General features: G+C 45.0%; 15 protein-coding genes. All 15 read right to left on the reverse strand.

Annotated features, from left to right (window positions below):
* Positions 1–14: 14 nt before the first annotated feature.
* Positions 15–815 carry an acylneuraminate cytidylyltransferase family protein gene (locus C805_RS22145; RefSeq protein WP_016216262.1) on the reverse strand — a complete coding sequence of 267 codons (801 nt, stop codon included), beginning with the start codon at positions 813–815 and terminating at the stop codon, positions 15–17.
* Positions 812–1978, reverse strand: a complete 1167-nt coding sequence (neuC, locus tag C805_RS22150) for a UDP-N-acetylglucosamine 2-epimerase (RefSeq protein ID WP_016216263.1) — start codon at positions 1976–1978, stop codon at positions 812–814. The genes C805_RS22145 and neuC overlap by 4 nt, the downstream gene beginning before the upstream one ends.
* A complete protein-coding gene (neuB, locus tag C805_RS22155) occupies positions 1975–2979 on the reverse strand; it encodes an N-acetylneuraminate synthase (RefSeq protein WP_016216264.1) in 1005 nt (334 codons plus the stop codon). The genes neuC and neuB overlap by 4 nt, the downstream gene beginning before the upstream one ends.
* Positions 2980–3032: 53 nt before the next feature.
* Positions 3033–3701, reverse strand: a complete 669-nt coding sequence (locus tag C805_RS22160; protein ID WP_016216265.1) for an LbetaH domain-containing protein — start codon at positions 3699–3701, stop codon at positions 3033–3035.
* Complete coding sequence (locus C805_RS22165; protein WP_016216266.1) at positions 3698–4063, reverse strand: hypothetical protein; 366 nt, start codon at positions 4061–4063, stop codon at positions 3698–3700. The genes C805_RS22160 and C805_RS22165 overlap by 4 nt, the downstream gene beginning before the upstream one ends.
* Before the next feature lie 38 nt (positions 4064–4101).
* Positions 4102–5451 carry a lipopolysaccharide biosynthesis protein RfbH gene (rfbH, locus tag C805_RS22170; RefSeq protein ID WP_016216267.1) on the reverse strand — a complete coding sequence of 450 codons (1350 nt, stop codon included), beginning with the start codon at positions 5449–5451 and terminating at the stop codon, positions 4102–4104.
* 54 nt (positions 5452–5505) lie between these two features.
* Positions 5506–6276: a glucose-1-phosphate cytidylyltransferase gene (gene rfbF / locus C805_RS22175; RefSeq protein WP_016216268.1), complete on the reverse strand. Its 771-nt coding sequence runs from the start codon at positions 6274–6276 to the stop codon at positions 5506–5508.
* A gap of 44 nt (positions 6277–6320) precedes the next feature.
* Positions 6321–7373 carry a CDP-glucose 4,6-dehydratase gene (gene rfbG, locus C805_RS22180; RefSeq protein ID WP_016216269.1) on the reverse strand — a complete coding sequence of 351 codons (1053 nt, stop codon included), beginning with the start codon at positions 7371–7373 and terminating at the stop codon, positions 6321–6323.
* Between the two features lie 267 nt (positions 7374–7640).
* Positions 7641–9167: a glycosyltransferase family protein gene (locus C805_RS22185; RefSeq protein ID WP_016216270.1), complete on the reverse strand. Its 1527-nt coding sequence runs from the start codon at positions 9165–9167 to the stop codon at positions 7641–7643.
* A gap of 38 nt (positions 9168–9205) precedes the next feature.
* Positions 9206–9982, reverse strand: coding sequence for a sugar phosphate nucleotidyltransferase (locus C805_RS22190; protein ID WP_016216271.1), 777 nt, complete (start codon positions 9980–9982; stop codon positions 9206–9208).
* A gap of 23 nt (positions 9983–10005) precedes the next feature.
* Positions 10006–11133: a class I SAM-dependent methyltransferase gene (locus C805_RS22195; RefSeq protein WP_022751415.1), complete on the reverse strand. Its 1128-nt coding sequence runs from the start codon at positions 11131–11133 to the stop codon at positions 10006–10008.
* Positions 11134–11135: 2 nt separating this feature from the next.
* On the reverse strand, positions 11136–11663 hold the full coding sequence (locus C805_RS22200) for an adenylyl-sulfate kinase (RefSeq protein WP_016216273.1): 528 nt from the start codon (positions 11661–11663) through the stop codon (positions 11136–11138).
* Positions 11664–11686: 23 nt separating this feature from the next.
* Entirely contained in the window at positions 11687–12466 is a 780-nt protein-coding gene (locus tag C805_RS22205) for a phosphocholine cytidylyltransferase family protein (protein WP_016216274.1), read from the reverse strand.
* A gap of 1 nt (position 12467) precedes the next feature.
* On the reverse strand, positions 12468–13076 hold the full coding sequence (locus tag C805_RS22210; protein ID WP_016216275.1) for a gamma-glutamyl-gamma-aminobutyrate hydrolase family protein: 609 nt from the start codon (positions 13074–13076) through the stop codon (positions 12468–12470).
* A 10-nt stretch (positions 13077–13086) separates the two neighbouring features.
* Complete coding sequence (locus C805_RS22215) at positions 13087–13836, reverse strand: class I SAM-dependent methyltransferase (RefSeq protein ID WP_016216276.1); 750 nt, start codon at positions 13834–13836, stop codon at positions 13087–13089.
* Positions 13837–13869: the final 33 nt, after the last annotated feature.

Genomic DNA, 13869 nt, shown 5'->3' on the forward strand with positions numbered 1-13869 from the left:
AAATCTTTCAAAGGTTACAGGTGCAGGATATGCCCCAGCAAAAACTCTGCCATTGCAAAATCCAGTTCATCATCAATATCAATGGAATGTTCTTTTGACATAATACAGGCATAGCCCCGTTCTCCGTAAAGGGTTCCCTTTTTCAGCAAAAGGGGCACCGACACAATATAAACTGCCCCGTTAATCCGGTAATAGCTGGAGAGCTTCTGTCTGGGGCCATTGGCATCTTCCCGGATAAATCCCTTCAGACAGCCATCTTCCGGCAGTGTGTTGCTCCACAGAGGAGAATGCTCCACTTCACATACTCCCACCACACTGTCCGCCTGTTTCTCTTCCAGTATCCGATAAGCAGACCGGATATCCTGACAGGTGCGCAGGGGGGATGTGGGCTGAAGCACCGCAAGGGTATCAAACTCTTTTCCCAGTTTCTCATATTCCTGTAATACAAAGCGCATGGCATCCCAGGTAGTGGCTGTGTCAGAGGACAGTTCCCGGCTCCTCAGAAAGGGAACATCCGCTCCGTATTTTTGTGCTGTCTTCGCATAATCGGGGCTGTCGGTGGACACATGCACACAGTCAAACAGCCCTGATTCCAGCGCCGCCTCTATACTGTATGCCATCAGAGGTTTTCCGTTTAAGGGTTTTATATTTTTATCCCTTAATCCTTTGGAGCCGCTGCGGGCCGGAATAACTGCGATATGTTTCACAGACCGCTGCGGGCCGGACTGACTGCTGTTTTTCACTGGCTCCTGCAGGCCGGACTGACTGCTGCTTTTCACTGGCTCCTGCAGGCCGGACTGACTGCTGTTTTTCATATGCTCCTCCAGGGTATGTCATAAAATGTTTTCTTTAAATTTATCGGCTCATTTTCCAGAAAATCTTTTATTATCCGGGCAATCTGTTCTGATGTGGTTCCGTCTCCATAAGGGTTGTCATATATTCCGGTTTTCATATCCATGGCCTGCGCCATGGCCTTTTGAATGGCCTTGCGATCCGGCTCACAGTTTATGATACTCTCTGCCATAATCCTGCCTTTCTGCCGGTCCCCGATATTGACGGTGGGAATCCCGAAAGCGGGAACTTCAATGATTCCGCTGGAAGAATTTCCAAGAACAAATCTGGCATATTTTACAGCGCTCAGATAGCGTTTCATGCCAAGAGAGGCCACCAGTTTCATATTGGAGTGCTTCGTAATTTCCCCCTCCATAAATCGGTTGATTGCTTCCCCTCCGGCATCTGCATTGGCCTTTGTAATCAGATAAAAAATATCTGTCCGGGACTCCATGGCCCAAAACAGCTCTTTTACCTGGCTTTCTCCTTCCCCCGGCCCCAGAGTGACCGGATGAAACGTAACCACCGCATATTCCTGATCTGCCGGAAATCCTGCCTGATCTGCCAGTTCTTCCCGGCTCAGAAGTTTTTCTTTTAATATATTTTCCACACCCAGGGCTCCCACATTAAACACCCGCTGCGGTTCTTCTCCCATCTGGATGATTCTCCTGCGGTATTCTTCCGCGGAAGCAAAGTGCAGATAACTCATTTTCGTAACCGCATGGCGGATATTATCATCAACAGCTCCCTGGGTCAGCTCGCCTCCGTGAATATGAGCTATGGGTATCTGTTCATTCGTGGCCGCTGTACAAAAGGCCAGAATTTCTGTACGATCTCCCAGAACCACCAGTAAATCCGGTTTTTCTTCCTGAAAATACCGGCCGAATTCCAACAGTGCACATGCCTGGGTCCTGGTAATATCATAGCTGGTATTTCCCTCTGCATGTATGGGAATTCTGGCTGAAATTTCCATTCCGTCCTGCTCAATTTCCCGGCAGGTATACCCCTGGCTTTCCATCAGATGGGCACCCGTAACCACCAGATTTGTCTCCAGTTCTGATAAAGATTTTAATTTCCGTATCAATGGTTTTAAAATACCATACTCTGCTCTGGTGGCAGTTATGATACAGACTTTCTTTTTTTTCATAATATATCTTTCCCAATCAGTTCGTCTTCTGCGTAATCCCGGTCTGCTGTCTGCCCCATCAGTTCCGGCCACCGCATGGGAGAAATCCCCGTTCCCGGCCTTTTCACCGTGAGATTTTCTTCACTGAACCGTTCTCCTTTTTTTATCCTGCATTTTGCAACAATGCTTTTCCGGGCTACTGCCCGGTTCTTCTGTTCGGATTGCGAAGGTTCTTTTTTCCCGCTGCCCAGGGCTTCTTCCACATTGCGTACTGCTGTTACCATGGCTTTCAGTTCTTCCGGCTCCAGACTGGCCTGATGGTCAGGCCCTTCCATCCCTCTGTCCAGAGTAAAATGCTTTTCCAGCACACAGGCTCCCAGCGCCGCCGCCGCTACCGGAATCTCAATGCCCCGGGTATGGTCTGAATATCCCACCGGCAGACAAAATTCCTTTTCCATGGTTATCATGGCTTTCAGATTGACATCTTTCATGGGCGTGGGATATTCCGTATTACAGTGAAGTAATGTAATCTCAGGTGTGCCTGCCTTTTTCAGACAGTCTACGGCCTGTCCTATTTCTTCCATCCCGCACATGCCGGTGGACATAACCACCGGTTTTTCTGTCCTGGCAATTTCCAGAAGATAGGGCAGATTGGTGATTTCTCCGGAAGGCAGTTTCCAGAAATCCATATTCAGTTTATCCAGGAAATGAATACTGTCCAGATCAAAGGGGGTGGACAGAAATCCAATCCCCTGCTGCCGGCAGTATGTTTTCAGTTCCAGAAAATCTTCCTGGGTCAGCGCCAGCTTCTTAAGCATTTCCAGCTGGCTTTCCTCTGTTCCTGTAGTCTGTTTCTGATATTCCGCTTTTTCTGCATAAACAGACACTAATTTTTCCGGAGAAAAGGTCTGGAATTTAATATAATCCGCCCCCGCATTTCTGGCTGCCAGAACCATCTGTTTTGCAGCTGCCAGGCTGCCGTTGTGGTTTACACCTGCTTCTGCGATAATTATTATACTCATAACCTGCTCCCTGTAACTGTTCAGATTTCTTCACATTTCCTGTTCCATATCATTTATAACATGGGTCTGGCCGGAACTCCGGCCACTTTGCTGCCGGCGGAAATATCCTTTACAATCACACTTCCGGCTCCGGCAATCACATAATCTCCAATGGTAATGCCCTGGATTACTCTGGTTCCCAGCCCCAAATCGCACTGCTTCCCCAGGGTAACCTGTCCGGCCAGTTTTACATCCGGACTTAAGGTGGTAAAATCCCCAATCACTCCGTCATGGCAGACCATGGAGCCTGTATTGAGAAATACAAAATTTCCCAGAGTAACGTTGGTGGATATACGACAGTCCATGGAAAGAATACAGCCCTGTCCCAGTTTCACATCGGAACAGATTCTGGTATCCCCCAGAATGAGATTCGGAAATTTTAATCTGGGATTCTGCATGAGTTTTTCTGCAATTTTCCTGCGAAGCTCCGGTTCTCCCACACAGACCGCCACGCTGGTTTCCCGCTCCATGGCCAGCAGCACATTGTCATCGCCCAGATAAGGGCATGTGAGACTTCCCACGGAAATATCTGTTGTACCATGGCTTACGCGGGGGTTCAGATCCACATAGCCTGTTACATTCCATACAGGGTCCGGAGCATGACTCTGATTCAGCAGCTCTATCTGCCAGAGAAGCTCCCGCATACATCCGCCGGAACCGGCCAGAATAAGATTCTGCGTCATTTTGCAGTTACTTCTTTTGCAGCCACTCCAAGGGCTTCAAATACAGGGATGACTTCTGTAAATTTCTCTGCCATCTGTGCATCGTCTTTTGCCGCAATGGCCTCGCTCAAAGCCTTTATCTTCTCATTGAACATTTCTTTTTCGATGCGGACTTTGTCTTCATTCAGAAGCTCCATGGTGCCGTTAAATACCTGGATTTCCCAGTTCATGGCCTGCACAATATCGTTCAGGAATGCTTCCGTATCTTCCAGACGCTCTCCGGACAGTTCTTTTACGATTATGTTCATGTTTTTTACCAGACGTACGTTAAACTCCAGTAATGTCTCCAGTGCCTCTTTCTGTTCTGCTCTGTTCTCAATCATTTTCTTATCCTCCTGATTTTGTATTTTCTTTCAAAATATTAACATAAATGTTCTGAAACTGCTTCTTTTATGGTCTTTGCCATGTAATCTGTCATCTTCTCTGTCATTCCCGGATAAACCCCAATCCAGAAACTGCGCTCCATAATAAGGTCTGTCTGAGTCAGAGCACCGGCCACCCGATATCCCCGGCCTTCCTGCCTCATCTCATCGAAACAGGGCTGGCGCACCAGATTGCCGGAAAACAGCATTCTTGTCTGAACACCGTGATTTTCCAGATAGCTGACAATCTGATTTTTGTCCACGCCCTCCCGGCAGGTCATCAGAAAACCAAACCAGGACGGTGCAGAATCCGGGCAGGCTTCCGGCAGAATCAGGTATTCTTCCAGTTCCTGCAGCTGCTCTTTCAGCCGGTTGAAGTTAGCTCTGCGCTTTTCCACAAACCCCGGCAGCTTCTTCAGCTGGGCGCAGCCGATAGCCGCCTGTAAATCCGTAGCCTTTAAGTTATAACCAAAATGGGAATAGACATATTTGTGGTCGTATCCCAGGGGCAGTTCCCCATACTGTTTCTCAAAGCGATGGCCGCAGAGATTGTCCTGTCCGGAGGGGCACATGCAGTCCCGTCCCCAGTCCCGCATGGAGCGCATAATTTTGTGAAGAAGAGGATTGTCTGTGTAGACAGCCCCTCCTTCTCCCATAGTCATATGATGGGGCGGATAAAAACTGCTGGTTCCAATATCCCCGATACTCCCTGTCTTCTTCCATACTCCGTCCATACGGTATTCACTGCCCAGGGCGTCGCAGTTGTCTTCCACCAGCCAGAGGCTGTGTCTGTCACAGAATTCTCTCACCGCTTTCAAATCAAAAGGATTTCCCAGGGTATGGGCAATCATAACCGCCTTTGTTTTTTCTGAAAGAGCCTGCTCCAGAAGGCTCACGTCAATATTATACTGAGGGATGGCAAGATCCAGAAAAACCGGAACAGCCCCGTACTGAATACAGGGGGTAACTGTAGTGGGAAATCCTGCCGCCACGGTAATAATTTCATCTCCCGGCCGAATACGCCGTTCCTTCAAAAGGGGAGAAGTCAGTGTCATAAATGCCAGCAGATTTGCCGAAGAGCCGGAATTGACCAGTGAACCGTACTTCACACCGATATATTCTGCCAGTTCCTGTTCAAATTTTTCCGTATAGCGCCCGGAGGTGAGCCAGAATTCCAGGGCGCTGTCGGTTAAATTCCGCATTTCCTCCTGGTCATATACTCTGGATGCATAGGAAATTCGCTCTCCCTCCTGATATTCTTCTGTTTTCCGGTGATAGGCTTTGTAATATTCCTCCACCATGGAAAGGATTTCTTCTCGTGCCTCCTGTTCTGTTTTCTGTTCAAACATAATCTGTCTTCCTTTCTGCCTGAATTTTTACACACTCGAATCCTGTTTTGAATTTTAAACCTTCCAGGGGGCTTTCCCGCTGCTCCAGAGGTTTTCCAGATATTCTCTGTCGTGGATATTGTCCATGGGGGACCAGAAACCAGGATGTTTGTAAGCCGCCATCTGGTTATCTGCCGCCAGACGTTCAAAAGGCTCCCGTTCCAGCATGGTGCTTCCGTCTCCCAGATACTCATATACAGAAGGTTCCATCACCATAAATCCTATATTGACCCAGGCCTGGTCGGAGCGGGCTTTTTCCTGAAAACCCAGCACCTGATTGCCTGTATCATCCAGCTGCAGCGCTCCAAACCTGCCTTCCGGCTGAGTGGTGGAAATCGTCACTGCTTTTTTCTGCTCTCTGTGAAATTCCAGCAGGCGATGAATATCCACATCAGAAACACCGTCCCCGTAAGTCAGCATAAAAGGCTCTTCCCCTATGTAATCACGGGCCCGCAGAATTCTTCCTGCTGTCAGCGTCTCCAGTCCGGTGTCCACCAGCGTCACCTTCCAGGGTTCGCTGTTCTTGTCCAGTATCTGAACCTTCTGATTTTTCAAACTGATTTTCAGCTGGCTGTTGTTCTGATAATAATTTACAAAATATTCTTTTATCATATGCCCTTTGTAACCGCAGCATACGACAAATTCCTGAAATCCGAAAGCCGCATACTGCCGCATAATATGCCATAAAATGGGCCTGCCTCCGATTTCCACCATGGGTTTCGGACGAAGCCTGGATTCCTCGCTGATTCTCGTTCCTTTTCCGCCTGCTAAAATAACTACTTTCATATCTGCCGCTCTTTCATTCTGAATTCTTTTATCTGATGTTACACTTACTGCTTCTTACCCAAAAACTCCTTAATCTGGCACTCCATACAGGAACGGATATCTCCCCGTTCCCGATATACTTTGGTCCATTCCACGGTTTTTTCCACTGCAGTTCCAATCTTCCAGGCGGGCTTCCAGCCAATCCGGGCTTTAATCAGGGAACAGTCCAGCTTCAGGAAGGAGGCCTCGTGGGGACCCTCTTCACAGAGATTTTTCCAGCTCAGTCCTTCTCCCCAGGACTGACAGAACAGATCTGTCAGTTCCCCTACGGTAATGCAGTCTTCCTCATCAGGGCCCACGTTATAATAGCCCTGCTTATGGGCCTCTTCGGCCTGCTGCTCCACAATGGCCAGATAGGCAGTCAGAGGTTCCAGTACATGCTGAAACGGGCGTATGGAATAAGGATTTCTCAGAATAATTTCCTCTTTTGCCAGCGCTGCCCGGACACAGTCAGGGATAATCCTGTCTTTTGCAAAATCCCCGCCTCCGATAACATTTCCGGCTCTGGCAGTGGAAACTGCCATATTCCTGCCGTCAAAAAAGGATTTTTTATAGCTGTGGGTGACCAGTTCCGAACATGATTTACTGTTAGAATACGGGTCATAGCCATCCAGCGGATCTATTTCACGATATCCCCAGTTCCATTCCCGGTTTTCATATACTTTATCTGTGGTTACATTTAATACGGAAACCACACGTTCTGAATTCCGTACACATTCCAGCAGATGTACGGTTCCCATCACATTTGTCTCATAAGTATAAACGGGATTTTCGTAACTCTCCCGCACAATGGGCTGGGCTGCCATATGGATAACCAGTTCCGGCTGATATTTGTCAAACACGGATTTCAGGCTCTGATAATCTCTGATATCTCCTTCCAGATCTGTCATTCCCTCTCCTGCGCCGGAGAGCTGAAACAGGTTCTCTTCTGCCGGCGGCTTTAATGCATAACCAATTACCCTGGCCCCTGCCATCTGCAGCATAAGGCTGAGCCAGGCGCCTTTAAAGCCCGTATGGCCGGTGAGCAGTATGGTTTTGTTTTTATAAAAATCAGACATGTTTTATTCCTCCACGAACACTTCGCAATATCTGGTATGTAAGCGGTAATAAGAATCATTCCGTATATATTATCGTAAATATTTCATTCCTGCATAACATATATGGCGAATGAAAAAGATTATGGATGGTTCCTGCCATAAGCCACTCCAAACAATAAATCCGCTATACTGTCAACTGACCATAGTATAACGGATTTTTGGCGAAATTACAACTGAGCTGCATAAATTCAATGGACTGCTGACTGAATCAAACCATAGTCTGTTCGTTTATATCCTCAGCCCCTTTTCTTCCAACAACAGCTTTCCCGCAAGAGCCTTACATTGCATGGAAAATAATTCTACGGCTTCCTTCAAATTCCCATGGTCTGAATCAGACATATGGTTTCGCACAACATCACTCAAATCCATGCCTTCCAGACGACTTCCAAACTGACGGTTAAAAACTTCAAACTTTCCTGCCAGAAAATTCATATCTCCTTCTGTCAGTCTTTCAATTTTTCCCACATCATGATCAGCCAGGTCTGCCATTTTGTATAATTCATACACTGCGTCAAGTCTGACTGACTGTGCATCCGGATATTCCAGATCAGATTCCAGACGCTTTCCTTCCCCTTCCTGAAGCAGAGAAATGCCAAACTCTTCTTCCATCTTCCTCAGCATGTCGTAAGCACGGTTATACCAGGTATGATTCTGAACTTTCTTATAACCATTCTCTGCAATTTCAGCTGCTTCCTCCTGATGTGACAGCAGATATTTCAGACGTCCGGACAGGGATTCAACATCTTTTAATGAAAAAATAATCAGCTCTTCATTATCCCTAAAATTCTCCACAGTATACTTACTTTCATCTGTAACCGCAACAGCTTTACTCAACATGGCCGCTGCGATTCTCTCCTGAAAAGCATCCTTAAACCAGGGCATAATATTCAGAGCAATTCTGGCGTCTGCCAGCGCTTTTTCTGCTGCATAAGCACCGCCTTCATGAATCACAAGATTTTCCATATGTTCCGAATAAAAATTCTCCCACCCCTGTCCAAACACATGAATGGTCAGGCCGGCATCCAACAATGCACGGATTACTTTATCCCGATAATAAAAACGGGCATAAAAATCAACTTTAAAAAATTCGCCCATCAGTTCGTGGAAATCTGCATCACTTACTTCCTGATTATACTTCTTCAATGCTCTGGAAAGACATTCCTCCAGCGTATACTGTGAATTCACAATAATATCTTCCAGCATGTCTTCCAAAAATTTTAACAGTACACCGCCCTGTCCAAACCGTTCTGATAATTCTTTCTTTATTTGCTCCGGATCCTGCCAGGTTCCGGTAAATATAATATCCAGAGTCCGCTTCTCAAACGGTATATATTCCGGACGTGCGCTTCCTGACAACGGAATAAACGATGTATGTTTAACCATTGGAAAAAATTTATCTATGTAATCACAGAAGTTTCTGTCACATCCAAACACAATGGTCCTGTCATCTGCCTGATTCAGGTGGGCCCCAACTCCAACAGGCGGATCACACAGATAAATACCGTATATGCTTTCCGGTGAAAGATTTCTCGTAATTCCCCAGTCGCAGCATACCCCGTTCAAATCCAGAACCACATCAAATTTATATTTCGCAAGTACATGATTATATAACATGGGCTGCGCCAGAGACCATCCATCCAGAATACAGGTATTACACCCAAGTTTCCGCATGGCCAATGCCCATTCTTCAATATATCGTTCTGAAGAAGCATAACGCGATGCTGTTTTTATTAATAAAATATTTTTTCTTTCCATTCCAAACTCCCGTTAAAGGTTTCCCTGTTTCCTATGAACTAATCCTCCCATACTTTCCAGGGCGCTTTTCCTGCTGCCCAAAGGTTGTCAAGCCACGTTTTATCCCGGATTGTTTCTACCGGCGACCAGAACCCCTCATGCCGGTATGTCTGTACTGCCTTTTCCTGCGCCAGGCACTCCATCAGTGTAGCCGCTCTGGTGGGAGAATCAGGCGCAAAATACGGAATTGCCTCAGGCTCCAGTACCATACTGCAGGCATTTACCCAGGCCTCACCGGCAGAAGCTCTGTCCATAATACCCTGGTATTTGCCGTTCTCACTTAAAGCCAGTATCTCATTTCTTCCTGTGGGATGGGCAACCGCAAAAGTAGCGATATCTCCATGAGCTTTGTGCTGCTCTGTCATTTTCCGGATATCAATGTCAGACAGACAATCTCCATAAGTCACCAGCACAGTTTCACTTCCGCTGTATTCTCCTGCCATATACAGCCGGTCTGCCACGGAAGAACTGCGCCCGGTATCAATTACAGACACCTTCCAGTCTTCTGTCTGCTTCCGGTGTATTTCCACATCATTTGTCTGCAAATCTACCGTAATATCAGACTGATAGATATAAAAATTCATAAAATATTCTTTGATTGCCTCGCCTTTATATCCGGTACAGATAATAAAATCGTTGTATCCATAATAAGCATACTGTTTCATGATATGCCATAAAATCGGTCTGCCGCCAATCTCTGCCATTGGTTTTGGCATCTTTTCGTCTTCTTCTATCAATGTGCTTGGCAGGCCGCCTGCCAGTATAATTACTTTCATCTGCTTACCTCTATTGCTTCCGTCTACAAAAGAACAACCTCATTCTCTGTATGCATTTCTTCCAGCTGTTCTCTGATCCTTTCTCCATACAACATAGAACAGATTAAAACTGTACAATGCTGATCCTCCAAATATTCAGGTGAATATACTGTATATCCGTATATTTCCATTCCCTGCTTAATTTTATTATTATCTACAAATCCTTTTATATTACATTGTGATAAATTTGTAGTCGCCAGCAAACTCATCACATAAGAACCTGTTCCCCAGATCACCAGTTCTGTTTTTTCTTTTTTTAACGTTTCTATAACCGATTTTATCCGTTCTGCACGCTCCTCCTGGCGTCGAAAATAAGAACAAACCGCATTTTTTGTAGCAGTATCCTTCTCAGGCAATACTGTCTGATCTGCCTTACGGTAAACCTGTATCAAATCTATCGCATCATGTTTCTGTGCAATTCGTTCCATACCATGCAGGGCCATCAGATAATCCAGCGATTTTGCTGAAAAATAATTAATATGCTCCAGATTAAAATGGTTGGGAATACTGGACATATCATCTTCGATTTCTGAATAATCAGGAACACTTATCATGAATACACCATTTTTTTTCAACATCTTTGCAACATTATCCATCCCTTTTCCTGGAATCAGCAAATGCTCTGCCACCTCAAACAGGAAAATACAATCATACTTTTCTGTTTCTTCCGGTGCAACTTCAGAGTAAATACTTGCAACATACGCCTCTATTCCCGTTTCTCGTAAACGCCTCACACTTTCCTCAGAGGGATCTGCTCCCGTAATATTTGAATACCCATGCTGCTTTAATGCCACTTCAAATCGTCCGTTTCCTGCCCCTATCTCCAGCATCACAGACTCTTTTGTAATATATTTCAATAAAAACTCTTCCACCATTTCAAAACGAAGACTGTTATCATCTTTGCTGTCATCACCATAAAAATTAAAATTACTGTAATACCAGTCCAGGTCTTCCATAGACGCCGCTGTATCTGCATAAACAAATCCACAGTTATCACATACCACCACATTATAGGAATCCGGCAGACGATAATTTTCCGGAACTCTCATTTCAATTTTCCTGATCACCTCTGTATGATTCCCGCCGCATACAGGACAAATTCTGTTTCCCACGATTACATACCTTCCTTACCTGATTTTTCAAAAAAACTCATTATCTTTTCTGCCTGTTTCTCCGGAGATATATTCCCGTCATTCTGAATTGTCAAATCCGGACATTTGGGTTCTTCCAGTCCTACCTGAAAACCTGCCAGCTCCTTTTCCTCTCCGGATTCATATGCACTGTACAGTCCTTTCTGGTCGCGTTTTTTCAGCGTCTGCATGGTAACCTTTACATAAATCTCATGATAATTTTCGATATTTTCCCGATTCCATTCCCGTACACTGTCAAACATGGAAATTGTACAGCAGATTACATTTAATCCCTGACTCTGTAACATATGGCATAAACGTGAATATCGCATGGCACATTTTCTTCGATCTGCTTCCGAATATCCAAGATCATTCCCAAAAATCCCCCTCATAATATCCCCATCCAGAAATACTGTACCGGAATACTTCGTTTTTAATTTTTCATAAAATATCCTGCCAATAGTGGTTTTCCCTGCTCCTGAAAGTCCTGTAATCCAATAAACTGCCGCCATTTCCTGCCCTTTCCTGCCTGATACTATTTTATCTTTTTCTCCACAATCTCTAAATCATCACAGTCATCAATTTCAAACCATCCACGCTGAATATGTACCGCTTTCAGTTTATAATTCTCATCAACAAGGCCCTGCAGCAAATCTGTCATATACATCTTTTCATAATTCCGTTCTGTTCTCCAAAGCTGTTCTCCGGCTTCTGAACGTCTTCTGGCCTCTGATGCAAGATTAAGTACATTCTTTAACCCCTGTCCTCTGAATCGCATCAGGCCAATGTACTGAGACTGTACATGTTTCAGTTCTGATGTCCTCTGGCCGATTTCTGTAAGATAATCATTCTCATCAAACATGAGAGACTCCGCATCATCCAGTGGATTATCACATCTTTCTGACCAGTATTCATACCAGCCATCATCCACAATCACCGACATATCATCAGATGTTTCCAGAATTTTCCTCAGGACTTTTTCGCTGTATATGATATCTCCATACGAAATAAGAATATCATCCTCCCGTTCCATCAGATCCTTTGCACACATGAGAGAGCATACCATATTCGTTGTTTCAAATTCTTCATTAATTATAAAATGAATGCCTGTTTTCTGCAGCTTTTCTCTTAACACATCACTTCTATAGCCAGCAACAATCGTAATATCTTCTTCTTTCATACCACAGGAGTACATGGTATCAAGCTGCCGCTCTATAATGCTTCTTCCATTTACCTCAACCATACATTTCGGACAATGCTCCGTCAACGGACGCAGCCTGCTTCCCTGCCCCGCTGCCAATATAATTACTTTCATCTCATTTCCTCTCTTTTTCAAATAAATCCTGTAATCGTCTTATATCCTCCATACAAAATTCTGACTCTCTTTCAGGATGCCACATAACCGCCAGAATGCCTTTTTCCCGGTCCGTAACTGCCTCAATCACTCCATCTTCTGAAATTGCCAGAACTTCCAGAGGACGCTTCACCTGAAAACATGCCTGATTATGATAACTGTTTACGGTAAATTCCCCCAGACTGCCCTGAACCTTATGGCGAACTGCCACATGCCCACTGATTTCCTCAAGTCTACAGTCATAATAATCCAGAATCACCTGCATTCCACGGCAAAAACCAAAAACAGGTACGTTCCCTTTCAATGCAATGTCCAGTAATTTTTTCTCTGTCTCATCACGTTCAGGCGCCTGTCCGCCATACCTCACCAGGCTGTTCCCACCGGTCAGAACAAGACCGGCAGGCTTCAACTGATACATCATTTCTTCTGCTACTGATAAAACATTTGGCAGCGGAATCGGAAGAAATCCGCACTTTTCCAGAAAAACAGGAATGCACTGATCTGCACAGTCTCTCCGTTCTCCATAACTTTCCACGACCTCTACCCGCTGCGTATATAAAACGATTTTCATTACAGTTTCCTCACTTTACCTGCGCCATCCATATCCTGGTAGTATAAGGAATTTTAATATATTCCTGCCCTTTCCCTTCTACCACTTCTCTTATTCTCTCATTGATATACTGAAATTTTTCTTTTGACTGCCTCTGAACTGTCCCATGGGATTTCCAGCCTTCAATAAAATCTTCTGCCAGCACTTCGTGCATAACGGTTCCTTCCACAAAAACCACTTCCTGGAAAATTTCACTTTTATTAATCACTTCTGTCTGATCTTCCCTTCTGGTTCCATAGCCATAATTTTCAATCTCCTGCATTAATACAGCCTCAATTTCTTTTTGCAGAGGATCATTCAAATCCCTGTGATTCCACATACAGGCAAACCATCCATTATCCTTTAAAATTCTTTTTGCCTCCACCAGTGCTTTCTGCCTGTCACACACATTAAAGGAAGATCCAAACGTCACCATATCAAATTTTCCGGTTTCCATACCGGTATGTTCTCCAACGCCTTCAAACCATCTGACATTCTCAAATTTTTTCGTTCTCTCTATTCCGTTTGCCCGCATGGCATCATTAGGTTCCACAGCAAATACCTCCAGGCCAAATTCTGCCAGTTTTATGGTCAGATGAGCTGCTCCGGCTCCAACATCACAAACCAGATCACCTTTCCGCACTCCTGCTGTCTGTAACATTTTATCAATAGCTGTCTGTGCGTAATCCGGCCTTTTCAAATATGCTGCTGCCAATTCTGTATAATCCCATTCTGTTTTCATTCTGATTCTCCTTTCAAATTATAAATAAGCAAT

It is taken from the genome of Eubacterium sp. 14-2 (assembly GCF_000403845.2).
Lineage (GTDB): Bacteria > Bacillota > Clostridia > Lachnospirales > Lachnospiraceae > Petralouisia.

Bases quoted from the DNA above. Each gene is read 5' to 3' on its own strand.
- C805_RS22145 (WP_016216262.1), bottom strand. From the start codon at position 815: ATGAAAAACAGCAGTCAGTCCGGCCTGCAGGAGCCAGTGAAAAGCAGC.
- C805_RS22190 (WP_016216271.1), bottom strand. From the start codon at position 9,982: ATGAAAGTAATTATACTGGCAGGCGGCCTGCCAAGCACATTGATAGAA.
- C805_RS22185 (WP_016216270.1), bottom strand. From the start codon at position 9,167: ATGGAAAGAAAAAATATTTTATTAATAAAAACAGCATCGCGTTATGCT.
- C805_RS22165 (WP_016216266.1), bottom strand. From the start codon at position 4,063: ATGATTGAGAACAGAGCAGAACAGAAAGAGGCACTGGAGACATTACTG.
- C805_RS22210 (WP_016216275.1), bottom strand. From the start codon at position 13,076: ATGAAAATCGTTTTATATACGCAGCGGGTAGAGGTCGTGGAAAGTTAT.
- neuC (WP_016216263.1), bottom strand. From the start codon at position 1,978: ATGAAAAAAAAGAAAGTCTGTATCATAACTGCCACCAGAGCAGAGTAT.
- rfbG (WP_016216269.1), bottom strand. From the start codon at position 7,373: ATGTCTGATTTTTATAAAAACAAAACCATACTGCTCACCGGCCATACG.
- rfbF (WP_016216268.1), bottom strand. From the start codon at position 6,276: ATGAAAGTAGTTATTTTAGCAGGCGGAAAAGGAACGAGAATCAGCGAG.
- C805_RS22200 (WP_016216273.1), bottom strand. From the start codon at position 11,663: ATGGCGGCAGTTTATTGGATTACAGGACTTTCAGGAGCAGGGAAAACC.
- neuB (WP_016216264.1), bottom strand. From the start codon at position 2,979: ATGAGTATAATAATTATCGCAGAAGCAGGTGTAAACCACAACGGCAGC.
- C805_RS22160 (WP_016216265.1), bottom strand. From the start codon at position 3,701: ATGACGCAGAATCTTATTCTGGCCGGTTCCGGCGGATGTATGCGGGAG.
- C805_RS22215 (WP_016216276.1), bottom strand. From the start codon at position 13,836: ATGAAAACAGAATGGGATTATACAGAATTGGCAGCAGCATATTTGAAA.
- rfbH (WP_016216267.1), bottom strand. From the start codon at position 5,451: ATGTTTGAACAGAAAACAGAACAGGAGGCACGAGAAGAAATCCTTTCC.
- C805_RS22205 (WP_016216274.1), bottom strand. From the start codon at position 12,466: ATGAAAGTAATTATATTGGCAGCGGGGCAGGGAAGCAGGCTGCGTCCG.